The following is a 26,566-nucleotide window of genomic DNA, read 5'->3' on the forward strand; positions in this document are numbered from 1 at the left end:
TACGAGAACTTATCATGAAAAAAACATATATTCTTTGGCTCGTTTGCTTCTTCACCATAGTGGCTAGCTGCAAAAAATTTGATTATTATCAAGACAATCCCAATAAACCTACTAAAGCTACGCCAGCTTTATTAATGACTTATATCTGCCAGGATATCTTTAACAACAACCCCATCAGTGCTGCTTATGCCTCGAGACACCTCACCTATTATGAGCGCCCTAACGAATCCATCAATTACAATTGGAATCGCGGTTCTTTTGGCGGGTATGCTGGCTTACGTCAGGTGCTCAAACTAGAACCTCTTGTTACGGACAACAAAAATTTCCAAGGACTTGTCCATTTGTTCCGTGTAATCTATTTTGCGCAAATGACAGAAACCTACGGTGATATTCCCTATACAGATGCCCTTCGCGCCGAGCAGGATGGCCGTACTCCAATATACGACAAACAAGAGGATATCTACGAAGGATTACTGCAAGAACTAGAACAGGCTAATGCCTCATTGGATGTAGCAAATGGAAAAATAGATGGTGATATTATATATGGCGGCGACTCCAATAAATGGAAAAAATTGATAAACGCATACCGATTACGTCTACTGATACACCTCTCAAAGAAAGAGGGTCAAACCAAAATAGCGATCAAGCAGCAGTTTCAATCTATAATTAGCAATCCGTCAAAATATCCACTAATGGAGAATATCGGTGACAATGCACAACTTGTATTCAATACCTCTGATCCCTCAAACTATTACCCCACTGCCGGACACCTAAGCGTCTCAACCTTAGTCTCGCTCGAACAATCTTTTGTAGAAATGCTGCAAAAAAGAGAAGATCCGCGTTTATTCTCCTTTGGGGATCCAATCGCCGGCAAAACTGCGGGAGTTTTCGCAAACTATAAAGGCGTAGATGCGGGCCTCTCTCCTGCTGACCAACAAGCTAGTGCCGCACAATCTTCGCTAATTGCCAGAAGATTTGTCGATCTTCGTAGTCCAGTGAATGAGCCAATGATCTTTTTAAGTTATGCTGAACAGGAATTCCTAATTGCAGAAGCAATTCAACGGGGTTGGATCTCCGGAGATATGAACGATCATTATCAAAAAGGAATAACTGCATCAATGGCTTTCTATAAGATAACTGGAACGATCGTTTCTGATTACCTGAATAAGGATCTCGTCAAATTAGCAACAGGCGATCCGCTAACAAAAATATTAACACAAAAATATATTTCTTTCTATATGAATTCCAGCTGGGAACCTTTCTTTGAACAACGACGCACTGGAATCCCCGTGTTACGAGTTGGCCCCGGAACGTTAAATGGGGGGAAAGTACCTAAACGCTGGCAATATCCTCTTTCAGAGTCACAATATAACGAAGCCAACCTGGATGCAGCGGTAAAACGGCAGTTTACTGAAGGGGATAATGTAAATGCCACAATGTGGTTAATCAAATAAAAAACATGGATACACGAAGAGATTTTTTAAAAAAGGCGGCCATGCTTGCTGGCGGAGCATCACTTTCTCAGGTTATTCCGCCTGCTATTGCCAAAGCAATGGCCATCAACCCTGCTTTGGGGAGTACCTTTTATGATGCCGAACATGTGGTTCTGCTAATGCAGGAAAACCGGTCGTTTGATCATGCTTTTGGTACACTACGAGGTGTCCGCGGCTTCAACGACCCAAGAGCGATCCGCCAGCCAAACAACCACAAAGTATGGTTACAGACACAAAAAAACGGGGAAACTTACGCCCCTTTTCGGCTGGACATCAAAGATTCAAAAATCACATGGATGGGCTGTCTTCCCCATAATTGGACCGACCAGACCGATGCGCGAAACAACGGAAAAATGGATAAATGGCTAGATGTTAAACACTCCGGATTTAAGGAATTTGCAGATCTGCCCCTGACCATGGGCCATTATACGCGAGAAGATATCCCATTCTACTATTCACTCGCGGATTCTTTTACCATCTGTGATCAGCATTTCTGTTCCAGTATCACCGGAACAAATCCCAACAGACTTTATTTTTGGACAGCTAATATCCGGGAAAACCTGAACGGAAAGGCGTTGGTATGGAACGGTGATTCCGAATTTAGCGGTAAAGCAAACTGGAAGACTTTCCCCGAGCGTCTTTCAGCACTGGGTGTAGACTGGAAAATATATCAAAACGAAATTTCTTCAAGCAGTGCGGGATACAGTGGCGAGGCCAATAGCTGGCTGGCGAATTTTGGCTGCAATCCCATGGAATATTTCCCTCAATACCAAGTCAAATATAGTGCGCGATACAGGGAACTCCTTACAAGGAAAAAAGAGGAACTCGAACAAAAAATAGCCGTAACAACGGCGAAAGATAAGCTTGAAAAGCTGCGTAAGGAGCACGCACAGGTACGCGAAGAACTGCAGCAATACAGCGCGGAGAACTTCGAAAAGCTTGATGAACGCACAAAAGATATCCATCGTCGTGCTTTCGTCAATAACAGTGCGCAGCCCGGTTACATGGAACTCGAAACCATGCACTATCAGGAAGGTGATCAGCAACGGGAACTACAGATCCCAAAAGGCGATGTGTTATATCAGTTCAGAAAAGATGTTGCCGAAGGTAAACTACCTACGGTATCCTGGCTTGCACCGCCACAACTTTTCTCGGATCATCCCGATTCGCCCTGGTTTGGTGCATGGTATGTCAGTGAAATCATGGATATACTCACACAAAATCCCGAAGTCTGGAAAAAGACAATCTTTATCCTTACCTATGATGAGAACGATGGTTATTTTGATCATTTTGCTCCCTTTGTAGCCCCCAATCCTTATCAAGCAGATAGCGGTAAAGTGTCCCCAGATATTGACCCAAAATTGGAATTTGTCCGTCGTGACGAACAGTATTACCCCGAAAGTGGAAGAGAAAGCAATATCGGCTTGGGCTATCGTGTCCCTTTGATCATTGCTTCGCCCTGGACAAGAGGTGGCTGGGTAAACTCACAGGTATTTGACCATACCTCAAGCTTGCAGTTTTTAGAGAAATTCATTAGCCACAAAGTAAAAAAAGAAGCAAAGGAAACCAATGTGAGCAGCTGGCGACGTGCGGTCTGCGGGGATCTCACTTCTGTTTTTAGACCTTACCATGGGGAAATCATCAAAAAACCGTTGGTATTGGAACGTCAGCCTTTTATCAAGGAAATCCACCGGGCAAAATTTAAAGGGCTCCCAATGGGATTCAAATCATTGTCAACTGCGGAGATCGAACAGATTGAAAAGACCCCTGGCCTTTCACCCTATTTTCCAAAACAAGAAGAAGGACTTCGTGACTCCTGTATTCTTCCGTATGAGCTGTATGTACATGGCGAATATCTACCGGAAGGAAAATATCAACTGACCTTTGAAGCGGCAAATACGATGTTCGGTTCCCGTTCCGCAGGTTCACCTTTTACAGTATACCACTGTAAGCCTTATAAGGGTGAAGTCGGCACCTCCCGTAACTATGCCGTATCTCCGGGGGATCACATCTCGGACAGCTGGTCTATCCATGCATTTGACAAGGAAATGTTTCAACTTGACGTACATGGCCCCAATGGGTTCTATCGTATGTTTAAAGGTGATGCGCAACGACCAAACATTAAAATTCGCTGCACCTACGAGAAAAGTGAGAATGAGCGGTCATTTACGGGTCACCTCTCCTTCACTTGTATAAATCACGACAGCAAAAGTCATCGTCTTTTGCTTGAAGACATCAGCTACGGAAGAGATAAAAAGGAAGTCGAACTCAAAGCCGGAGCGTCAACAACAGTACTATTTGATCTTTCCAAACAAAGCTTTTGGTATGATTTCCGTGTTAGCTGTAAAAATGACAACGCATTTGAAGAACAATACGCAGGTCGTATAGAAGTTGGAAAAAGCGGAAAAAGTGATCCACTATTAAGCCGATAAAGACACCGAAACGGGGTTATTTTGAAAAAGAGATAACCTCGTTTATCAGTTATTTATGAAGAAAAATAGATGATCAATCTAAAATCAACTCGTTTAAGCTATAAAAAATTAACAAAGCCCCATCACTATTATTCTTGTATACGACGAATAACGTGATAGAACCCTTTATATAGTAAAACTGCGCCAACAATCAAAAAAACAGCTAATAAATATAAACTGATGGAGTTAATAAATAATAGACACATCATAACGGTAATTTTTGGTTTTTTATTTCTTATGTACAAGTTATAACATTTATCCAAAATATTACAAAAAAAAAATACAAATTTTCTCTACTTTTGTTGGGATGAGGAAAATTGCATTGTTTATCGGCTTGTTTTTTTATTTGCTTGCGGCAAGTGGTGCAACTTTACACTTTCATTTTTGTCAGGGTGAGGCGCAAAGTGTTTCATTAAGCCAAAATCACACGGCGCATTGTCCACTGTGTGCCAAGTCGGAAAAAAAGTCTCAAAAACACTGCCATCAAGAAGGTAGTTGTAAAGATGTCGTTATTGCCGCTCAAAAGGTCGATGATTTTAACAGATTATCACAAACACTTGATTTCAACAATTTTTCTCCCGCGATTATTACACGCCATTGGATACATAATTATTACCAGTTTTCTACTGATGAGGATAGCTCATCCAAATTAAGTGTAAATCCGGACACCTTTATAAAAGCATACAGTCCCGCTGTATTTATTCTAAATCAGAATTTCAGAATTTGATTCTTTTCTTTTTTGATTTTTTTAATCAAAAGTAACTGTCGATGATTTTACCTTCGACCTTACATGCTATGCACGATTTTTTCAGGCCGTACATTATCAAAAACTATGAATCAAATTTTAAAAAAAATATATATAACGACTCTTTTATTCCTATTTGCCCTGACATCCGTAAAGGCACAAAGCGATAGCACCCGAACGCTTACCGTAGCCGGCAACTGCGCGATGTGCAAAAAGAGAATCGAAACCGCTGCGAAACTACCGGGTGTCGAAAGCGCCGTATGGAATGCAAGCGATAACTTGCTACATCTTAACTACAATGCTCAAAAAGTTGAACTGGAAACCATCAAAAAGAATATCGCACAGGTCGGACATGATGTCGACAACTTAGTGGCAAGCGAGGAATCTTATGCAAAACTTCATGAGTGCTGTATGTACCCGAGACTGGAAAACGGAAAAGTTCCCGAAAAGAAAGTGGTTTCTACAGAAGGTGGGCACCATGACCATCCCCATACTGTCACAGGTGTTGTTGTCGAAGAAAACGAAAAAGGCGATCTAAAACCTATCGTTGGGGCCAATTTACATTGGGCAAACTTACCAACTAGAAATACCAGAAGTAATGAAAATGGTGTATTTAAACTGGAGCACAAAGAAGGTTTTGACAAATTGGTCGTCAGTTATGTCGGGATGAAATCCGATACAATAACGATCAAAGACCTCCATGAAGTCGTCATGATTACTGCGAAGGGAAATGTACTCATGGAAGTCGAAGTCAAAGGGACACGTCGGTCCAATTATATTGACCGTATGACACCAGCACGACTGGAAGTTCTTACAGGAAAAGAGTTATTTAAAGCCGCTTGTTGTGATTTAAGTGAAAGCTTTGAGACCAACGCTTCAGTGGATGTCATTAGTGCAGACGCCGTAACCGGCAGTAAACAGATTCAAATGCTGGGTCTTAGTGGTATATATACACAATTGACGGTAGAAAACTTGCCTGGACCACGTGGTTTGGCCTCACCATTAGGACTTAATTCCATTGCCGGTACCTGGATCGAATCCATTCAAATTGCCAAAGGAGTGGGTTCTGTCGCCAACGGCTATGAAAGCATGGCCGGTCAGATCAATGTCGAACTGAAAAAGCCACAAAATTCTGAAAGATTGTTTTTTAATGCCTATGCAAATAACATGGGACGTACCGATGTGAATTTAAATTTAGCTCAAAAAATAGGTCAACATTGGTCTACATCGGTGTTGTTACATGATAACTTTATGTATAATAAATCCATGAACTTTAGCCACAATGGATTTAGGGATGTGCCCGTTGGCAATCTTTTCTCTGGAGTAAACCGTTGGTTGTATGAGAATGGCAAAGGTCTGATGGTTCAGTTTGGCGTCAAGTATTTAAATGACGATCGTACTGGCGGGCAAATAGATTTTGACAAAAAAACAGATAAGGGCACGACGAATCGTTATGGTCTTGGTTTCGATATTGAACGTGTTGAAGGTTTTGCTAAAATCGGCTATGTATTTCCAGAAAACAAACATCGAAGCATTGGCCTTCAATTGGCTGGTTCCAACTATAATCAAAAAAGTTATTTCGGGCTAAAAAACTATAATTCCGAACAGCAAAATGGTTATGCGAACCTCTTGTTCCAAGATATCATAGGTACAGTAGCCCATAAATATCGCGTGGGCGCCTCCATCAATTACGATAATTACGATGAATGGTACCTAACCGATCAAAATTTCAAACGTAAAGAAGTCGTTTCAGGTGCATTTGCGGAATATACCTTCAGTCCATCCGAAAAATTTGATGCGGTAGTCGGACTACGCCAGGACTATAATTCATTATATGGTTGGTTTACTACACCGCGGTTGAATTTACGCTATGCTCCTATTGCTGGAACGACGTTCCGCGCAAGTTCAGGTAGAGGTCAACGCTCCGCCAATATTTTTGCTGAAAACACTGCAGTTTTAGCCAGTAGCAGAAGATTGATCATACAGTCTCAGGATATGTACAATAAAGCCTACGGCCTGCAACCCGAGGTATCCTGGAATACAGGGATTGCGGTAGACCAAAATATGCGCATCTTCGGAAGGGAAGCCTCTGCCTCTGTCGAATTCTTTCATAACAGCTTTTCCAACCAGGTGGTAGTCGACTACGAAAATCCAAGAGAAATCAGTTTTTACAACTTAACCGGAAAATCATTCTCAAATAGTTTGCAGACAGAATTTCGATTTATGCCGGCACCACATTTTGAAACGAGATTGGCTTACCGTTTATTGGATGTCCAGACCGACTTTCAGAGTGGAAGAAAAACAAAACCACTGTTGGCAAAACACCGTGGTTTCGTCAACTTAGCGTATAACCACCATTCTGGATGGAGCTTAGATTATACCTTGAATGTGGTCGGACCAAAACGTATCCCTTCAACCATGGATAATCCAGTTGAATACCAAATGCCTACAGCATCAAAAACGTACGCAACGATGAACGCACAGATCAGCAAAACTTTTGGAAAAGATAAAAACTTTACCGTATATGTCGGTGGTGAAAACCTCTCCAATTATTTCCAGAAAACACCCATCCTTGCGGCAGATCAACCTTTCGGAAACTATTTTGATACCTCTATGTTATGGGGGCCTCTAACAGGACGTATGTTTTATACGGGCGTTCGATATTTCATAAAATAGGAAGAAGTTAATATAAAAAAAAGCGGCTCGGCCGCTTTTTTTATATTAACTTCTTCAATTCCTGGTACAATCTCGCCGTTGGAAGCCCCACAACATTATTGTATTCACCTTCGATCTTCTCGATTGCAATTAAGCCTATCCATTCTTGAATACCATAAGATCCAGCTTTGTCAAGCGGCGAAAAATGAGTAACATAATAATCAATTTCTTGTGGATCCAATACATGGAAATGCACTGTTGTCGTCTCGACAAAGGATTGCACGACACCTTGCCAACGTATTGCTACCGCGGTAATGACCACATGTTTATTTCCGGATAGTTCTGCCAAAGTCTGCTTAGCTTCAGCTGCGGTCTTGGGTTTCCCTAAAATTTCACCTGCGGCCGAAACAACGACGGTGTCAGCACAGATCACCAAGCCGTCTGTTTTATCTTCAAAAGCCTCTGCTTTTTGTAGCGCAATCTGACGAACAGCTTCACGAGCAGGAAGACTCGGATCAACATATTCATCTGTCTCCCGTACCTCGACTTCAAAGGTAATACCCAATCCAGATAAGAGTTGTTTGCGTCTCGGAGATTGAGACCCAAGGATAACAGTTGTGTTCTTTAAATTTTCTAACATCATTAAATACTTTTTATCGTTTCGTCCTCATACCAATTTCCCTGCACTTTAAGTACTTTTTCAATCAGTTCCCGAACAACTCCTTTCCCACCATTGAAAGCCGAGACATAATGTGATATCTTCTTAATCTCCTCCACGGCATCTGCCGGCGCCACAGCCAAACCAACAGATCGCATACAACTAAAATCAGGGATATCATCACCAATATACATCAATTGATCAAGTCCCAGATGATAATCTTTAGCCAATACTTTTAATGTCGAAAGCTTATTTACAACACGAGAGTGAATTTCTTTCACACCCAACCCCTGTAAACGGCGCTCCACCCCCATGGAGCCCCCCCCAGTGATAATAAAGATCGGATAACCTTTTTTAATGGCCAATTGCATGGCATACCCATCCTTTATATTAAAAGTCCGTAGCTGTTCCCCAGCTTCGTTCACCTGTACAGTTCCATCTGTCAATACCCCATCCACATCCAATACAAATCCTTTTATTCTTTTAAATTCAGTCAATACCATTGAAATATATTTTTGTAAAAATAAAGCATTTCCGCTAAATATACGATTCCATCCCCCCTTCTTATTCACTCAATTTACGCCATAAAATTATTCAAATAAGCCAAAATATCATTTGTATGTCACAACATAGTTGTATCAGCAACTTATTTATAAAAAACATTTGGATGGAACCTGATATTTAGCGTATCTTTGTAGAAGATAATTAAAGGTTATCTCGCTATGAAAACACTAACAGCACTGTTCAAACAAACTATTTTGTTTAAAGCAGCGTAAGATTTAAAAAACAATCAACTTAGTTTTTCACGGCAAAAAACACGGCAACTAATTTAGTTTGGTCGCCCTTAAAAAGTCTTTTCATAATTTAGGTTTATAATTGGTTAGTAACAAACCCTGGTGCCCATCATCAGGGTTTTGTTTTATTAGGACTTTTTATTCCCTAATGTACAATATTGTATCTATTTGCTTTTTTGACTATTTTAGGAATAGCAAGTTTTTTTGTTATTTTACATATATCTTTTTTTCCCCAGGTAACATCAGGAAACTACCGACAGAAAAATGAACGATAGTTGGGCGATCAAAATTCATTAAACTCATTCTCGCATGGAGCAAAAAAACTATAGAAAGCAAATTACCATAGGAGTGATAATTTCTTTTTCGCTTATCTTTATTTCCGCCTTATACTTTTTTATCTCTCTACATCATATCGTCGATAATGAGCGTAATATTGTCCGGATCGCTGAAAACAAATTTAATGTGATCAATGAAGTCAGATCCAACATTGATGAGGTCAATGATATTAAACTTCATTACTTCACAAAGGAAGATCGGAGCTTATTTATTCCCTATCAAAGCGAAAGAAAGCAGATAGATGAACTATTGCGATCTATTGGTCGAGCCGATGAGCTCTATACCGTCTCCCCACACGCCATTGAAACGTTGCGTAAAGAAATTGCACTTTTCTACAATTTCGAAAAAGATATAACTTATGCCAAACTGAACAATGGTTCGCTGCCGCCCTATATTCAGGAACAGAAAACTACGATCTTAAATCAGATAGATATTCTATCCAGAGATCTGCTTGATCAAAGGGCAAGTCGACTGGAAAAATCGAGAAACAGTCTTCAATTGGCGCAGAACATTACCTATCTTTTTATTGCGATCGGCTTAAGCGGTTTTTTCTATATTCTAGCAAAATTTTCCAGTATTTCAAAAGTATTAAGAGCGACCGTCAAAGGACAAAGAGAATCCAATAACCGGCTTCAGCTTTTACAGGATCAAACCAATAATGATAACTGGATCTTGAATGCTATCAACCATGTTGATGAACAGCTAAGGGGCGATTACAGTGATAAAAAAATAGCCGAGATCAGCCTAAATGCGATTACCAACACAACGAAAGCGCTGGGAGGCACTGTCTATATTTTTGATGATAATTACCAAGAATATCAATTATGTCATAAAATAGGAATTGCCTCGACACAGCAGATTAAAAAAAGTTTTAAAGAAGATGATGGTATTCTAGGGGAAGTAACAAACAAACATACCGTAGTTAAAATCAAGGATATTGATCATAGTCATCTCGTTTTAGAAACTTCTTTATCCAACAGAATAGAAACTGAAATCTACATTATTCCATTCACCTATGAAAATCACTGTGTTGGTCTGATGGAAATCTGTTGTCCGATCGTGCCGGAAAAGGAGGAAAAGTTACGATTCAATTTCCTGGATAAAGTAAAAGGTAACATCGCAATTATCCTCAAAGTTGCGCAGACCCATGGTAAACTTGCCGATCTCTATGAAGAACTCCAACAGCAAACGGAAGAACTGGAGGCACAACAGGAAGAATTGAGAACCACAAACGAGGAATTAGTCCATAAAACTCATTTGCTGGAAGCTTCCGAAGAAGAACTCCGGGTACAACAGGAAGAACTTATCCAAACAAACAATGAACTTGATGAGAAGGCGAGATTACTCTTTGCCCAAAATGAAGATCTGGAAAAAGCAAGACAGGCCATCGCACAAAAAATTGAAGAAGTCGAATTATCAAGTAAGTACAAATCTGAATTCATGGCCAATATGAGTCATGAACTCCGGACTCCGCTGAATAGTATTCTTATACTTGCCAAATTGCTACAGGACAATAAAAAGAAAAATCTGAATGACGATCAGATAAAATATGCTTCCGTGATCCACAGTGCAGGTTCGGATTTACTCCACTTGATCAATGAGTTATTGGATTTGGCAAAAATAGAATCTGGAAAAGTTGAAGTTCAAAAGGAAGATATCAATACAAGTGACCTGGTCAATTACATAAAAGATTTCTTTCATGATACCGCAGAATCCAAGATTATCCAATTTAACGTTGAAATTGATAAGGATACCCCACAAGAATTTATTGGTGATGAACATCGCATACAACAGGTTCTAAAAAATTTATTGTCGAATGCATTTAAATTTACGGGTGAAAATGGCACGGTATCGCTCAAGATCAATGTAGAAAATGAGAACATCTATTTTACGGTTAAGGATAATGGTATTGGTATCGCTCCGGAAAAACAAGAACTTATCTTTGATGCATTTAAACAGGAAGACGGATCGACAAGCCGTAAATATGGTGGCACGGGACTAGGCCTTTCCATATGTCGTGAGATTGCAAGTCTGTTGAAGGGAAGAATTACCCTAAGCAGCAAAGTTGGTGAGGGCAGTACTTTTATTTTCAGTTTACCATTGGAGGAAGAAGCTGAAGTTGAAAACATCGCGGAACAACCTGTTATTGAACAAAAAAGCGTACACTCCCATCCACAATTAGAACATATAACTCTCGAAAAAAATCCTCATACTGAAAATAGTAACAGAAACAATAAATTACTGATCATTGAAGACGACTTCATTTTTGCAGATATACTAAAAGACTATGCGATACAAAATGGTTATGATGTTTATATCAGCTATGATGGACAAGATGGCCTTCATAAAGCGCAGAACTTAATCCCTGCTGCCATCATATTAGATATCATGCTGCCAAAAATGGATGGCTGGGAAGTGCTACGTAATCTCAAAAAAACAGATTTAACGAAGAATATTCCTGTACACATGATGTCAGCGGGAACTTTCCTCCATGATGAGCCAATATCTGCTGGCGCTATCGGATTTATGTCCAAACCAGTTTCCGAAGAATCCCTAGCGGAGACCTTTCTGAAAATTAAAGCTTCTACAAGCCATCCTATCAAGAAAATTCTATTGGTGGAAGATCAGGAAATTCAAAGTGATTTTATCAAACAATCTCTTGAAGAACAAAATATTCAGATATTTCAGGCCTTTGATGCACAACAGGCACTTGATCTCCTGGATCAGGAAAAAGTATTTGACTGCATTATTATGGATCTAAATTTACCAGATAAATCTGGTATCGAATTGCTTAATGACATCAAATCAAACAGCCAGTATAAAGATTTACCGATTATCATTAACACCGCTATGGAACTCAGTCCTGAACAAACATCAGAGATTTTGCACCATAGTCAGGCCATGGTATTAAAATCAGCGAAATCCAATAATAGATTGATCGATGAAGTCAATTTATTCTTAAATAAAATCCGGAGCAGCAAAACGGAATACCCCGCATTTAACAACAGCGCCTCGGTACTTCTGGAGAATAACCTAGCCGCTAAGACCGTCTTGCTAGCAGACGATGATATGCGTAATATCTTTGCCCTAAGTACAGCTTTCGAAAGCTATGATATGAAAATAGAGATTGCAAATAATGGTCAAGAAGCACTGGATATTCTAGCACGCAACGAGCATATTGACCTTGTTTTAATGGACATTATGATGCCTGTCATGGACGGATATGAAGCGATCGAAAAAATAAGGGCGAACAAGAAATTCTCAAACCTCCCTATTATCGCCGTGACAGCAAAGGCAATGAAAGGTGACCGAGAAAAGACAATTGCTGTAGGAGCAAACGATTATATTAGCAAACCCGTTGATGTGGATAAATTGATATCCTTAATGCGCGTATGGTTGAGTTAACTACTAAAGTAGCAGTAATGATCACTTTTGAAGAGTTGGAGGAAATTATTGATGTTGTCAAAAACCTTCACGGCTATGATGTGTCCGGATATACAAGAGCATCTCTCAAGCGGCGTGTCACCAGAATTATGGAGCTAAACAAACTGGACTTGGTCGAATTAAAATCCAAACTAGTTAACCAGCCGGGATTTAGCACCCATTTTTTACAGGAAATTACCGTCAATGTGACTGAAATGTTCAGAGATCCGGAATTTTACAAAGCATTAAAAAACGATGTATTTCCCTATCTGGCCACTTACCCCCATATTAAGCTGTGGAGTGCTGGTTGTTCGACGGGTGAAGAGGTCTACTCATTGGCAATTTTGCTAAAAGAAGCAGGCCTTTATCAACGTTCATTTATCTATGGAACTGACATTAACACCAAAGTATTGGAGAAAGCCAAAAGAGGCATTTATTCATTAGCAAAAGTGAAGGAATATTCTGAAAACTTTATTAAAACGGATCCTAAAAGCTCTTTATCTGAATATTATACAGCAATGTACAATGCGGCCACGATAAACAATAGCCTTAAAAAAAATGTCCTTTTTTCACAGCACAGCTTGGTTTCTGATCGGGTATTTAATGAATTTCAATTGATCACATGCCGTAATGTATTGATTTATTTTGACACAAATCTCCAGGAAATGGTATTGGATTTATTTTATCATTCACTTTGCCACCTTGGTTTTTTATGTTTAGGTTCAAAAGAATCGTTAATTAACTACAAGAATGCAGCAAAATTTAAGGTTGTAAACAAAAAACACAACATTTATCAAAAAATCGGTTAGGTTAAGATGGAACGGAAAATTCTTTTATTAGCGGGCTCTGCTGGCGGCTTTAGCGTTATTTTAAACATCCTGAAGGCATTGGAACGTCCGGTTCAGATACCGATTATCGTCATTGTTCACCGCAATCCCAAATACGCATCAAGTATAGAAGATACCCTTTCGAAAGCCTTATTGCAAAAGATAAAAACGGCTGACGATAAAGAGAGTATAGCGAATGGAACAATCTATTTTGCTCCCGCAGGCTATCATTTACTTATTGAGCCAGATTATAGCTTTTCATTGGATATCTCAGAACCGGTTCAATATTCAAGACCTTCTATCGATGTGACTTTTGAGTCGGCCGCCGAAATCTATAAAGAAAATTGTACTGCAATTTTGTTTTCCGGGGCCAACCAGGATGGCGCGGAAGGACTGTTAATGATAAAAAAATACGGCGGAAAAACCTATGTACAGGACCCACTTGACGCGGAAGTTCCGATAATGCCTCAGGCCGCAATAGACCTTAATGCGCAAGATAAGATCTTAAGTATTGCCGAAATAAAAGATTACATTATGCAATTAACCTAAAGTTGTATTTTAGATTTGATATAATGAAGAAGATTAATATATTGATCGTCGATGATAAAATTGAGAATATTATCAGTCTCACAGCATTGCTGGAGGATATCGAATATGTAAATATAATTAGTAGTACAGATCCCAATGAAGCATTAAAAATCTGTTGGAAAGAAGAAATTGATCTCGCTCTAGTTGATGTACAGATGCCCGAAATCAATGGATTTGAATTCGTCACCTTCCTAAAGAAAAATCCAAAGACGAATCACATCATCCCGATCATGGTAACTGCGATTTCCAAGGAGGATAAATACCTTATTCAAGGACTTAACAGTGGTGCTGTAGACTATCTGTATAAACCTCTCAATCCAGAAGCTACCATCGCAAAAGTCAAGTCTTTTGTTCAGCAACTGTTGATACAACAGGAAATTAAAGAAAAAAACATTGCATTGGAGGAGTCTAAGCAGGCAATTCTGAAAGCAAAAGAAGAAGCTGAACTTGCCCGAAAGTCAAAAGAAACGTTCTTGGCCAATATGAGTCATGAGATTCGGACGCCTATCAATGGTATTATGGGAATCACCCAAATGCTAAAAAATTCACAGCTTACCGTTGAACAGGAAAACTGGATCAATAAACTCGATTCGGCCTCTCAAAATCTACTTACGATCATCAACGACATTTTAGATCTCTCCAAAGTTGATTCGGGCATGATGAAGCTGAATATGGAATCTACCTCTGTGCATGATATTACCGATGATTTGAATAATCTGTTTATAGATAAGGCGAACTATAAAGGCTTGAATTTCTATATCGAGGTGGACGACCGGATAAACAGTTATTTTTTAACAGATCCGCTTCGCTTAAAACAGATTCTCACGAACTTTATCTCCAATAGTTTCAAATTTACTTCCGCGGGCTCGGTCATTTTAAAAATTCAGCTTCTAACGGAGAGTAACCAGCAAATTGAGCTACAGTTTCAGGTCATCGACACCGGTATTGGCATCGCAGAAGATGCATTGGAAAAAATATTCATCGCGTTTGAGCAAGGAGAAGACAGCATCACAAAAAAATTTGGTGGAACGGGCCTGGGCTTAGCAATTGTGAAACGTATCGCTGCCCTTCTCAGTGGAAAGGTTTTCGCATCAAGTGAATATGGCAAAGGAAGCACATTTTCTTTTGAATGCGCTTTTGACAAAATAGAAGATAAACCTATAGAAAAAGAAACACAAGTGCTTTATACCGAGTTACCAAAATTTAATTCACCGATGATCCTTATTGCCGAAGACAATGAATTAAATAGCTTTATGTTAGCAAATATCCTTAAGAGCTGGAATTGCGAGATCACCTTGGCAACAAATGGGCAACTTGCCCTCGAGGAAATAAACAGAAAAAAAATAGACCTGGTATTTATGGACGCGCATATGCCTCTCATGAGTGGTTTTGAAGCAATCAAAGAAATACGTCGCCATGTGGATCCAACGATTGCGAATATGCCCATCATCTCCATTTCTGCTTCAGTTTTAAAGGCAGAGCAGCAAGAAGCCTTGGATGCAGGAGCCAATGAAGTGGTTGGAAAACCATTTGATCCTATCAAATTATACAAAACAATTGAAGCTTTATTGTCAAAATTGAAATGATTGTTTCGATTTACCGATGAAATCATTAATTTTAAAGAATTAACAAAACATAATAATGAAAAAACTTTTTATGATACCAGCAGTTGCAGTTGCCTTGTCAATTGCATCTTGTGGCGGAAACAGTGAGAAGTCTGGCAAATCAGCTAGTACAGAATCGACAACTTCAACAGAAAACCAAGCGACAGAAACAGTACCTGGAATTGAAAACGTAGCTATTTCCAACAGCTTATCTTTAGAAGGTAATGATCAGATGAAATTTGACAAGGATTTATTCCGTGTGAAAGCTGGTGAGCCTGTGGAATTATCCTTCAAAAATGCGGGTACCATGCCAAAAGAATCTATGGGGCATAATGTTGTCATCCTTAAACCGGGTGTAGATCTCCCAACTTTTGGAGCTGAGGCAGCAGCAGCGGCAGCGGATGAGTATATTCCAAAATCGGCATTGTCTTCCATCGTTTCCCATACGAAATTATTAGGTCCGGGTGAAACAGATAAAATTACATTTACACTTGAAAAAGGAGTCTATCCTTTCATCTGTAGCTTCCCTGGTCACTACGGCGTAATGCAAGGAAAAATCGTTGCAGAATAATAACATACAACCAAAAAAGGATAGCTAGATATAGGTATCCTTTTTTGGTTCTACGAACTAGTATCACGCCGATGCCTGCTCCTATTAGTTGGCGGCTTATTTCCAAAATTACTTTTATCGCATACAGATTTATCGAAATTAAATTATTTTTCGGCTGCATACGACTATCCATTTATCAAAAAAATGTAAAGTAAGTCTATTCGCCGACAAATCGTAAGTTTTGATTTCCTATCCCATTAATAATCATTAAATTTGTACTACTAAAAATTAAAACGTAATCAATGCAATACGACGTAATTGTAATCGGAAGTGGTCCAGGCGGATATGTAGGAGCTATCCGTTGTGCCCAATTAGGATTAAAAACAGCTGTTATTGAAAAATATAGCACATTTGGTGGTACTTGTCTTAACGTTGGATGTATTCCTTCAAAAGCGCTTTTAGATTCATCGGAGCATTACCACAATGCTGCCCATAATTTTGATGCATTTGGCATCAGTTTAAAAGACCTAAAGGTTGATATGGCAAAAATGATTGCTCGTAAAGACGATGTCATTGCTCAAAATACTGCCGGTATCACTTTCTTATTCAAGAAAAATAAAATTGACAGTTTCCAAGGTGTGGGTTCATTTGTGGACAAAAACACCATAAAAATAACAAAAGCAGATGGTTCTACAGAGCAGGTTACAGCAAAAAATGTAATTATTGCCACAGGTTCAAAACCGACTTCTTTGCCTTTTTTGCCAATTGACAAAAAAAGAATTATCACTTCTACAGAAGCCCTTAACCTAAAAGAGATTCCAAAACACCTGATCGTCATCGGTGGTGGTGTCATTGGCTTAGAATTAGGTTCAGTATACGCCCGTTTGGGTTCAAAAGTTTCTGTTGTTGAATTTGCGAAATCTATCATTGGTACAATGGATGGCGGTTTAGGTAAAGAATTGCAACGTGTATTGAAAAAATCATTGGGCATGGAGTTCTACCTGGGTCACAAAGTAACAGGGGCAACTGCAAAAGGCAAAACTGTAAAAGTAACTGCCGAAGATCCAAAGGGACAAGAAATCACATTAGATGGCGATTATTGTATTGTTGCAGTTGGACGTACCGCTTATTCTGAAGGTCTAGGCTTAGAAAATATCGGTATTACATTGGAAGAAAGAGGCAAGAAAATCCCTGTAAACGCTCACTTAGAGACTTCTGTACAAGGTGTATTCGCAATTGGTGATGTGATCACTGGCGCAATGTTGGCACACAAAGCAGAAGATGAGGGTGTATATGTTGCGGAATATATTGCGGGACAAAAACCACATATCGATTACAATTTAATTCCCGGTGTCGTGTACACCTGGCCTGAAGTCGCTTCAGTTGGAAAAACGGAAGAACAACTGAAAGAAGCCGGTGTCAAATATAAAGCTGGATCTTTCTCCTTCAAAGCTTCTGGTCGCGCAAAAGCCTCAGGCGATACAGATGGTTTTGTAAAAGTATTGGCAGACGCTGCTACTGACGAAGTGTTAGGTGTACATATGATTGGTCCGCGTGCAGCTGACATGATCGGCGAAGCTACAGTAGCTATGGAATACCGTGCTTCTGCTGAAGATATCGCACGTATCTGTCATGCTCACCCAACCTACACTGAAGCTATTAAAGAAGCTGCTTTAGCAGCAACCGCAAATAGAGCAATACACGCTTAAGCGTTAATAGCATAAATCAAAGGGGAAAAGGAAACTTTTCCCCTTTGTCATAAATACCTATATAAGATGAATTTTTACACAAGAAAATGGGTCAAACCCGAAGACCTTAATCCGAACGGTACATTATTCGGCGGAACACTGTTGCGTTGGATAGATGAAGAAGCCGTAATTTACGCCATTGTACAATTGGGCAATCCAAAAGTAGTTACGAAGTTTATATCCGAAATCAATTTTGTAAACTCTGCGAAACAAGGGGATATTTTAGAGTTAGGTATCGAGGCCACTAACTTTGGCAGGACATCATTAACAATGCGCTGTGAAGTCAGAAATAAAATCTCAAAGAAAACGATCCTATCCATCGACAAATTGGTCTTTGTCAATCTGGATGAAGAGGGAAATCCTTTCCCACATGGAAAAGATAGCATCACCTACGCATACATGGGAATCGAGAAGACAGGCAGAGATGATTAAACATCTCCCCTGTTTTTATGGTATAGATCCTTCTTTTTTATAAAACTCTGCCTGGAAATGTGCAATCACAGATTATTAAGGACGCTGCCCGATATTAACGTCATCAGCCTATGGCTGGCTGGATCGGATTCCCTTTAGGGACAGTTCACATCCTATCCCTAAGATTTCTGTCTTTTTCCTTCAATTTCTTTCTTTAAATCAAGTTCCACCCAAAATCCGAGGATAGGAACCAAAGATGCCAAAAAATATTTCACCGACTTTAGAATAGGCCATTTATATTCGATAGTAGACATAATAAGCATCACAACGAATATCACGACAAAGAAACCATGAATGGAACCAGCGATCTTCACCGCTTCAGGTATTCCCGCAAAATATTTCAGGGGCATTGCAATAAAAAACAAGCAAATCGTGGAAATAGCTTCCCACAGCGCAATCTGTCTAAATATTCTTAACATAATGATAAACTGTGTATTGTGAACCTCAAAAATAAGACTCTAAATACGGTTGACCCATTATTTTTCACCCTTTTACCAAGACGTGACATTAGCACCGATGAGATGACATTGTTTTATCAAAAACCGCCAATTTTACAATAAATAGTTCATATTCATCAGAAAAAATACGTACTTTTGAATGAATATAAGGTTCGATACCTTGGTATTTGAAGCTATAACACTCAACTACAGAATATTTATTTATATGAATTACGACATCATTGTAATCGGTAGTGGTCCAGGCGGGTATGTTGCTGCCATTAGAGCCGCTCAGTTAGGGTTCAAAACAGCGATTATTGAACGCGAATCATTAGGCGGAATTTGTCTAAACTGGGGCTGTATCCCTACAAAAGCATTATTGAAAAGTGCTCAAGTATTTGAATATTTAAACCATGCCGCAGATTATGGCATCAATGTTCAAGGTGGTGAGGCTGATTTCGAAGCTATCGTCAAAAGAAGCCGCGGCGTAGCTGAAGGAATGAGTAAAGGTATTCAGTTCTTGATGAAAAAGAATAAAATTGATGTCATCAATGGAACTGCAAAAATTAAAAAAGGCGGTAAGATCGATGTCAAAGGTGCAGACGGTTCGACCAAAGAATATGCAGCAAAACACACCATCCTGGCTACAGGAGCACGTTCCCGTGAACTGCCTAACTTGCCACAAGATGGTAAAAAGATCGTTGGCTACCGCCAAGCAATGACATTACCTAAACAACCAAAATCTTTAGTTGTTGTTGGTTCTGGTGCTATCGGTGTTGAATTTGCTTATTTCTATAATGCAATTGGAACAAAAGTGACTATCGTTGAATTTATGGATAGAATCGTTCCTGTTGAAGATGAAGAAATCTCAAAACAATTAGAAAAAAGCTTAAAGAAACAAGGTATTAATATCCTTACTAAATCAGAGGTGCAATCCGTTGACACATCTGGAGAATTGAGCAAAGTTTCCATTAAAACTGAGAAAGGTATTGAAATCATCGAAGCGGAAGTTGTACTGTCTGCGGTAGGTATTGCTCCTAATATCGAAAATATCGGTTTAGAAGAGGTTGGTGTAAAAACTGATCGTGGCCGTGTTGTCGTAGATGATTTCTACAAAACAAATATTGAAGGTGTATATGCTATCGGTGATATCGTTAAAGGTCAGGCCTTAGCTCACGTTGCTTCGGCAGAAGGTATTACCTGTGTTGAAAAAATCAAAGGTCTTCATGTAGAACCTATTGATTATAACAATATCCCCGGATGTACTTATTGTTCACCAGAGATTGCTTCCGTAGGTTATACCGAAAAAGCAGCAAAAGAAGCTGGATATGAAATTAAAGTAGGTAAATTCCCGTTCTCTGCGTCAGGAAAAGCTTCGGCAGCTGGAGCGAAAGACGGTTTCGTAAAAGTTATCTTTGATGCAAAATACGGTGAATTCCTAGGTGCACACCTGATTGGAGCTAATGTTACCGAAATGATCGCAGAAGTTGTTGTTGCCCGTAAATTGGAAACAACAGGACATGAGATGATCAAAACAATCCATCCGCACCCAACAATGAGTGAAGCTATTATGGAAGCATGTGCCGATGCATACGGTGAAGTGATCCACTTATAGCCGCATATCACATAAAAAAGAGGGGAAAATCAAATGATTTTCCCCTCTTTTTTATGTGATTCAATTCAGAAAAACTACATTACCAATCTCGACTTAAAAACAATCTGTTGATCTGCCACATCTGAATTCTCAATTCGTTCAAATAGAATTTCGGCTGCCTTACGTGCCTGCATACCGGGAAACTGCTCAATACGTCCCATTGGTGGGTTTTCCATATATTGCCACAGTGGATAATTAGCATAACTAATGAAAAAGATATCTTGATTTAGGACTAGCCCTTTGTTGCGCGCTGCTTTCATCAGATCCAGTGTAACAAAGTCATTGAAAGAAATAATCGCTGAAGGCCGTTCGGACATCGCAAATATAATATCCATGGCTTTTTCATTTCCCGCTGTGCTCAAGTCTGTTTCAATAATATTCTTTTCCAGAATATCCATTCCATTTCGCTTCATTGCAGACAAATACGCTACTTTTCGGTCCTCGCTGGCAGGCAATGTCTTCGGTCCATTAACTAAAGCAATCACTTTATGCCCACGGGCGACAAACGCATCTACAGCCTCATTCATGCCGGTCGATAGATCACTTTGAACTTTATTGATATTCGGCAAACTAGGAACACAATCAAAAAAGACAACCGGTATTCCAGATGACTCTAGTTTTTCGATAAATTCTAAGTTTGTCGTCTTTTTCCCGATCGACATTAATATACCATCTACACGATGATTTTTAAATGTCTTTAAAATCTGTTCTTCCCGATCCGGATCGTCCAATGATTGCCCCATTAAAACAGTATACCGTTGTGCCGAAGCAACATTTTCTATTTCGCTGATCGCGAAGGAAAAAAATGGTTCGGATAAACTAGGCAGGATAACAGCAATGGTAAATGTCTTGCGTTGTTTAAAGAAAATAGCTGTTTGATTGGGTTCATAGTTCAATTCTTCGGCCATTTTTTTGACACGCATTGTCGTTACCAATCCAATACTTGGATGATCATTCAATGCTCTCGACACCGTGGAAGGACTGATTTTCAGCTTCTTGGCAATTTCCTTAATCGTGGCAGGCTTGTTCACTTTATTCATAAATCCAAGGGCTTTATATAAAAATAGGGCTTTTATATCCCTAATCATAATTTTTTTTCAACAATGTTTTTCAGTATATTTCTATCTTCAAAACTTTGTTGGTAGATAATACAAAGATAATCACTACAAATTTAGTCCACAAATTGAATTGCAGAACTATCCACTGCAAATTCCAGGGCTAAGAAGGACATGGGATCGATCTGCCGGAATATAAGTTCATCCTGAAAATAAATTTTTATCTGATCGCTGAACGCTCCCCAATCCACAAATCTCACTTTGTTCAGTTGCTCCAGGGGATTTCCCTTTGTCAAAATACATATTATTTTACCCTCAGTATGCAATTGCGAAAATAATGTGGTGATATGATCAAACAGATGCAGCTTTAATGGCAAAACGGCATTTACATGCAATCGTTCAAAATTTTCCTTATACTTCATGTCAAAGCCAAATGTTGCTTGCGCATGTTCAAATAAGGATTCTTCCCCTTGGTTTTCCAAATGGTTTTTCATAAAATTAACCAGATCGCCCTGGGGCGGAAATGTCTCCGTGAATTCGATAAAATTAGCAAAGAGATAATAAACTTGGAGCAAGTAATCTTTTTTTGGAAATATAACATCATCCAATTCAAAGACATATACTTTTTTTTCTTCTGGAAATAGCATCACAAATAAACCTTTAAATAAAAAAAAAGTCACGCAAGCCAGGCTCAGCATATGGCGAACACAATAGCAAGATCGTTTTATTTCGATACGCAGACTAGTGCAAAATCTTCCTCAGAATCCGACCGGACCAATAGTCCATCCGCGGCAAGTTCAGCTACATCGTCACCCAATAAATTTTTGCCTTTGGAAAGCAAAACATAAGGAAGATCAGCAGGAGGATTTTCAATGATAGGGAAAGTGCCGAGAATATCTTTATCCGGAACAAGCACAGCTATCTGGTACTCCTCAAATAATACCTTGGCTTCAGCCAATGGTTCTAGTTCGAATCCCCCCAAAGGTAGCACATAGTCCACCTGCTGGTCCAAGCTCAATTTGAGCAGCTCATGTGCAAATGTGGGAAGCAATCCTTTGGGGATAGGCATATAATTCCCCGATTTTAAAAGTAATTCAGGAATATCTTCCGAGCTGGCATATAAAACTTCAAAACTACCTGTAAGTTTTTTGGCAATACGCATTGCCAGAGGTCTTGTTCCGAAGGTTATTAATATTTTCTTCATTAAAATAATTTGTTTTTCAATGGCGATCGGCTATCCTTGATCCGCCCTATAATACAACCAGTCCGTCACGCATATGAATTGTCCGGTCTGATATCCGGGCTAATTCTTCATTATGGGTTACGATGATAAAGGTTTGTTGGAATTTATTTCTAAGATCAAAAAATAGCTGGTGTAATGCTGCTGCATTTTCGGAATCTAAGTTTCCGGATGGTTCATCCGCCAAAATGATAGAAGGATCATTCATCAGGGCCCTAGCGACAGATACACGTTGTTGTTCACCACCGGACATCTCAGCAGGCTTATGATCAATACGATGCGAAACCCCAAGCAGATCCAATAGTTCCTTCGCTTTCGCTTCGGCTTCAGCTCGCCCCTGTCCATGGATAAATGCAGGAATACACACATTTTCCAATGCAGTAAATTCAGGTAATAAGTGATGAAACTGAAAAACAAAACCGATATGCTCATTACGAAATGCACTCAGCTTTTTGGCATTCAATTTATGGATATCAACACCATTAATAAATATCGAACCTTGATCGGGTTTGTCCAATGTTCCGATAATATGTAAAAGTGTGCTCTTACCTGCTCCTGAAGCTCCGACAATACTCACGATTTCACCTTTTTCCACGCTTATGTCAACGCCTTTTAAGATGGGCAATGCCCCATAAGCTTTGTGAATTCCTTTGGCTTGTAACATCATAGGACAAAGATAAATAAATTTACGATATCACGCCTTTGAATAAATAAGCAGTTATTTCTCTATTTCAGCCATTTTATTTTTCACAAATGTCAAAAAATAGATAAAAGAGCAATTTATCCCTTGTCTTATCCCTCAAAAAAACATATTTTTACGCCAAATATTTTTGCAAATGAACATTCACGAATATCAAGGAAAACAAATACTAAAGAGCTTTGGTGTGCGCGTACAGGAAGGTATCGTAGCAGATACTCCAGAGCAAGCTGTGGAAGCGGCTAAAAAAATGAAAGAAGACTACAATTCCGACTGGGTTGTTGTCAAAGCTCAAATTCACGCTGGTGGCCGTGGTAAAGGTGGTGGTGTCAAGTTAGCTAAGAACTTAGATGAAGTCAAACAAAGAGCAACTGACATCATTGGTATGCAATTAGTAACGCCTCAAACTGGACCTGAAGGTAAAAAAGTAAATAAAGTTTTGGTCGCTCAAGACGTTTACTATCCAGGTGAAAGCGAAACAAAAGAATTCTACATGTCTGTCTTATTGGACCGTGCTACAGGACGTAACATCGTTATGTACTCTACAGAAGGTGGTATGGACATTGAAGAAGTTGCAGAAAAAACACCGCACTTGATTTTCAAAGAAGAAATCGATCCAAAAGTAGGCTTACAAGGATTCCAAGCACGTAAAATTGCTTTTAATCTAGGTCTTTCTGGTGCTGCGCACAAAGAAATGGTAAAATTTGTTGCTGCCCTTTACAAAGCATATGATGCTACTGATTCTTCGATGTTCGAGATCAATCCAGTATTAAAAACTTCTGACGACAAGATCTTAGCGGTTGATGCCAAAGTAAATCTTGACGAGAACGCATTGTACCGTCATCCTGATTACGCTGCTATGCGCGATGTAACAGAAGAAGATCCAACAGAAGTTGAAGCTGGCGAGTCAAACCTTAACTATGTTAAACTAGATGGTAACGTAGGTTGTATGGTGAACGGTGCCGGTCTTGCTATGGCAACGATGGACATCATCAAATTGGCTGGTGGAGAACCTGCAAACTTCTTGGATGTTGGTGGTACTGCAAATGCTGAAACAGTAAAAGCTGGTTTCAATATCATTTTGAAAGACCCTAATGTAAAAGCTATCTTGATCAATATCTTTGGTGGTATCGTTCGTTGTGACCGTGTTGCGCAAGGGGTAATTGATGCTTACAGTGAAATTGGTAATATTCCTGTTCCTATCATCGTACGTCTTCAAGGTACAAATGCTGAAGAAGCGAAAAAATTAATCGATGAGTCAGGCTTACAAGTTTATTCTGCAATCTTATTGAAAGAAGCTGCCGAATTAGTAACGAAAGTATTGAAAGGATAATTCCTTCAATCATCATAAAGCTTAAAAGCGGATCGACTCAGTTGATCCGCTTTTTTTTGCCTCAAAGACAGTTGGCTCTTGTTGGATCCGATCTAAATATGAGTTCTGAAAAATTAAATCTAAAAGCTTATTGATCCTGCATTCAGCGAATTAAATCAACATTTATACCCAATAAACCAACAGAATAGCTTATTTTTGTATTGCTTTTTTAACAAAGCATCTTTTACAAGTCATTCTCCAAAAATTAAGATGGAACACACAAGAATAAAGGAACTATTGAATGCCACAGAATTTGGCAAAGAGGTCGTTGTTAAAGGTTGGGTAAGAACTTTCCGTAACAATCAATTTATAGCAATTAATGACGGTTCGTCAATCAATAATATTCAAGCAGTAGTCGATTTTGAAAATACACCTGAAGATATCCTGAAGCGTATCACTACCGGAGCAGCAGTTCGTGTAAAAGGTCAATTGATAGAATCGCTAGGTAAGGGGCAAAAAGTAGAAGTTAAAGCTACAGAAGTAAGCATTATTGGTGATTCAGATCCCGAAAAATACCCTTTACAACCGAAGAAACACAGCTTAGAATTTCTACGTGAAATTGCGCACTTACGTTTTCGTACAGGAACATTCAATGCAGTATTCAAAGTACGTAATGCCTTGGCATTCGCCGTACATAAATTTTTCCAGGAAAATGATTTTGTGTATATGCACACACCGATTATCACAGGTTCTGATGCAGAAGGAGCCGGTGAAATGTTTCAGGTGACGACGCTAGATCTGAACAATCCGCCGCGTAAAGAAAATGGCGAGATTGACTTCAAAGAGGATTTCTTTGGAAAATCCACTAATCTTACGGTATCCGGCCAATTAGAAGGTGAACTTGGTGCAATGGCATTTGGAAATATCTATACCTTTGGACCAACCTTTAGGGCGGAGAACTCAAACACGACACGTCACTTGGCTGAATTCTGGATGATCGAACCAGAGATGGCTTTCTATGAACTGGAAGACAATATGGATTTGGCTGAAGCCTTATTAAAATACGTGATTAAATACGCTTTAGAAACTTGTCCTGAGGAAATCGAGTTTCTGAAAAGCCGTTTGTTAGAAGAAGAAAAATCAAAACCAGCAGCAGAACGTTCTGAATTAAATTTGGTTGAAAAACTGAACTTTGTCTTAGAAAATGATTTCGAACGTGTAACTTATACTGACGCTGTTGAAATATTAAAACGTAGTAAGCCAAACCAAAAGAAACAATTCAAGTATTTGATTGATGACTGGGGAGCGGACTTACAATCTGAACACGAACGTTATTTGGTAGAGAAACACTTCAAGAAACCTGTTATCCTAACTGATTACCCAAGAGAGATCAAATCTTTCTACATGAAGCAGAATGAGCCAGATGCACAGGGCCGTAATACAGTCCGTGCCATGGACATTCTTTTCCCGGGTATCGGTGAAATGGTCGGTGGATCGCAACGTGAGGAGAATCTAGACCGGCTATTAGCACGTATGGCCGAGGTGGGTATACCCGCTGAAGAAATGGAATGGTTTTTGGATACCCGCCGTTTTGGTTCGGTTCCACATTCAGGATTCGGAGTAGGTTTTGAGCGATTGGTATTGTTCACAACCGGAATGACGAATATCCGCGACGTGATACCATTTCCTCGCACACCGAAAAACGCGGAATTTTAACATAAAGAACAACAGCCAAAACAAAATATTTTGGCTGTTGTTCTTTTACATAGATACGTATTTGGAATAATCCTTCGAAAACTCTACATGAC

The 26,566-nt window shown here is 39.4% G+C and carries 20 protein-coding genes; 13 read left to right on the plus strand and 7 right to left on the minus strand.

Annotated elements, in window-relative coordinates:
• Positions 1-14 precede the first annotated feature (14 nt).
• From HMAT_RS21645 to HMAT_RS21660, 3 genes are all read left to right on the plus strand, one after another.
• Positions 15-1,454, plus strand: coding sequence for a SusD/RagB family nutrient-binding outer membrane lipoprotein (locus HMAT_RS21645; protein WP_104384936.1), 1,440 nt, complete (start codon positions 15-17; stop codon positions 1,452-1,454).
• 5 nt (positions 1,455-1,459) lie between these two features.
• Entirely contained in the window at positions 1,460-3,925 is a 2,466-nt protein-coding gene (locus HMAT_RS21650) for a phosphocholine-specific phospholipase C (RefSeq protein ID WP_104385123.1), read from the plus strand.
• Between the two features lie 871 nt (positions 3,926-4,796).
• Positions 4,797-7,385, plus strand: a complete 2,589-nt coding sequence (locus HMAT_RS21660; RefSeq protein WP_233789488.1) for a TonB-dependent receptor domain-containing protein — start codon at positions 4,797-4,799, stop codon at positions 7,383-7,385.
• 40 nt (positions 7,386-7,425) lie between these two features.
• Here the strand turns inward: HMAT_RS21660 and HMAT_RS21665 are convergent, their stop codons facing one another.
• Together HMAT_RS21665 and HMAT_RS21670 are read right to left on the minus strand one after the other, a co-directional pair.
• Positions 7,426-8,007 carry a nucleoside triphosphate pyrophosphatase gene (locus HMAT_RS21665; protein WP_233789490.1) on the minus strand — a complete coding sequence of 194 codons (582 nt, stop codon included), beginning with the start codon at positions 8,005-8,007 and terminating at the stop codon, positions 7,426-7,428.
• Complete coding sequence (locus tag HMAT_RS21670) at positions 8,007-8,525, minus strand: HAD family hydrolase (RefSeq protein WP_104385124.1); 519 nt, start codon at positions 8,523-8,525, stop codon at positions 8,007-8,009. The genes HMAT_RS21665 and HMAT_RS21670 overlap by 1 nt, the downstream gene beginning before the upstream one ends.
• A 600-nt stretch (positions 8,526-9,125) precedes the next feature.
• Between HMAT_RS21670 and HMAT_RS21675 the strand changes: the two genes are divergently transcribed.
• The 7 genes from HMAT_RS21675 (at position 9,126) to HMAT_RS21705 (ending at position 18,324) form a co-directional block, all read left to right on the plus strand.
• Positions 9,126-12,557 (plus strand): response regulator, encoded by a 3,432-nt coding sequence (locus tag HMAT_RS21675; RefSeq protein ID WP_104384940.1) that lies wholly within the window; start codon positions 9,126-9,128, stop codon positions 12,555-12,557.
• Positions 12,545-13,384 (plus strand): protein-glutamate O-methyltransferase CheR, encoded by an 840-nt coding sequence (locus HMAT_RS21680; protein ID WP_233789491.1) that lies wholly within the window; start codon positions 12,545-12,547, stop codon positions 13,382-13,384. Before HMAT_RS21675 ends, HMAT_RS21680 begins: the two co-directional genes overlap by 13 nt.
• A 6-nt stretch (positions 13,385-13,390) precedes the next feature.
• Complete coding sequence (locus HMAT_RS21685; protein ID WP_104384941.1) at positions 13,391-13,951, plus strand: chemotaxis protein CheB; 561 nt, start codon at positions 13,391-13,393, stop codon at positions 13,949-13,951.
• Between the two features lie 23 nt (positions 13,952-13,974).
• Complete coding sequence (locus HMAT_RS21690) at positions 13,975-15,576, plus strand: response regulator (RefSeq protein WP_104384942.1); 1,602 nt, start codon at positions 13,975-13,977, stop codon at positions 15,574-15,576.
• A gap of 70 nt (positions 15,577-15,646) precedes the next feature.
• Positions 15,647-16,165 (plus strand): plastocyanin/azurin family copper-binding protein, encoded by a 519-nt coding sequence (locus HMAT_RS21695; RefSeq protein WP_233789493.1) that lies wholly within the window; start codon positions 15,647-15,649, stop codon positions 16,163-16,165.
• 281 nt (positions 16,166-16,446) lie between these two features.
• The gene (gene lpdA, locus HMAT_RS21700) at positions 16,447-17,853 is read left to right on the plus strand and encodes a dihydrolipoyl dehydrogenase (RefSeq protein WP_104384944.1); all 1,407 of its coding nucleotides are present in this window, start codon (positions 16,447-16,449) and stop codon (positions 17,851-17,853) included.
• Positions 17,854-17,919: 66 nt separating this feature from the next.
• The gene (locus tag HMAT_RS21705; protein ID WP_104384945.1) at positions 17,920-18,324 is read left to right on the plus strand and encodes an acyl-CoA thioesterase; all 405 of its coding nucleotides are present in this window, start codon (positions 17,920-17,922) and stop codon (positions 18,322-18,324) included.
• Between the two features lie 158 nt (positions 18,325-18,482).
• On the opposite strand, the gene HMAT_RS21710 is transcribed toward HMAT_RS21705, so the two are convergent.
• A complete protein-coding gene (locus HMAT_RS21710) occupies positions 18,483-18,782 on the minus strand; it encodes a DUF3817 domain-containing protein (RefSeq protein ID WP_104384946.1) in 300 nt (99 codons plus the stop codon).
• Positions 18,783-19,026: 244 nt separating this feature from the next.
• On the opposite strand from HMAT_RS21710, the gene lpdA (HMAT_RS21715) reads away from it, so the two are divergent.
• Entirely contained in the window at positions 19,027-20,415 is a 1,389-nt protein-coding gene (gene lpdA, locus HMAT_RS21715; protein ID WP_104384947.1) for a dihydrolipoyl dehydrogenase, read from the plus strand.
• A gap of 74 nt (positions 20,416-20,489) precedes the next feature.
• Here lpdA (HMAT_RS21715) and HMAT_RS21720 read toward each other — a convergent pair whose 3' ends face one another.
• The 4 genes from HMAT_RS21720 to HMAT_RS21735 all read right to left on the minus strand — a co-directional run bounded on the left by HMAT_RS21720 (position 20,490) and on the right by HMAT_RS21735 (position 23,413).
• Positions 20,490-21,494 carry a LacI family DNA-binding transcriptional regulator gene (locus HMAT_RS21720; protein WP_104385126.1) on the minus strand — a complete coding sequence of 335 codons (1,005 nt, stop codon included), beginning with the start codon at positions 21,492-21,494 and terminating at the stop codon, positions 20,490-20,492.
• A 131-nt stretch (positions 21,495-21,625) separates the two neighbouring features.
• Positions 21,626-22,156: a hypothetical protein gene (locus HMAT_RS21725; RefSeq protein WP_104385127.1), complete on the minus strand. Its 531-nt coding sequence runs from the start codon at positions 22,154-22,156 to the stop codon at positions 21,626-21,628.
• A gap of 77 nt (positions 22,157-22,233) precedes the next feature.
• Positions 22,234-22,713: a hypothetical protein gene (locus HMAT_RS21730; protein ID WP_104384948.1), complete on the minus strand. Its 480-nt coding sequence runs from the start codon at positions 22,711-22,713 to the stop codon at positions 22,234-22,236.
• 46 nt (positions 22,714-22,759) lie between these two features.
• The gene (locus HMAT_RS21735) at positions 22,760-23,413 is read right to left on the minus strand and encodes an ABC transporter ATP-binding protein (protein WP_199768740.1); all 654 of its coding nucleotides are present in this window, start codon (positions 23,411-23,413) and stop codon (positions 22,760-22,762) included.
• A 172-nt stretch (positions 23,414-23,585) separates the two neighbouring features.
• On the opposite strand from HMAT_RS21735, the gene sucC reads away from it, so the two are divergent.
• Both sucC and asnS read left to right on the plus strand, forming a co-directional pair.
• The gene (sucC, locus tag HMAT_RS21740; RefSeq protein ID WP_104384950.1) at positions 23,586-24,779 is read left to right on the plus strand and encodes an ADP-forming succinate--CoA ligase subunit beta; all 1,194 of its coding nucleotides are present in this window, start codon (positions 23,586-23,588) and stop codon (positions 24,777-24,779) included.
• Between the two features lie 249 nt (positions 24,780-25,028).
• Entirely contained in the window at positions 25,029-26,474 is a 1,446-nt protein-coding gene (asnS, locus tag HMAT_RS21745; RefSeq protein ID WP_104384951.1) for an asparagine--tRNA ligase, read from the plus strand.
• The last annotated feature ends 92 nt before the right edge of the window (positions 26,475-26,566 follow it).

Source organism: Sphingobacterium sp. HMA12, assembly GCF_002933815.1.
In the GTDB taxonomy this organism is placed as follows: Bacteria; Bacteroidota; Bacteroidia; order Sphingobacteriales; family Sphingobacteriaceae; genus Sphingobacterium.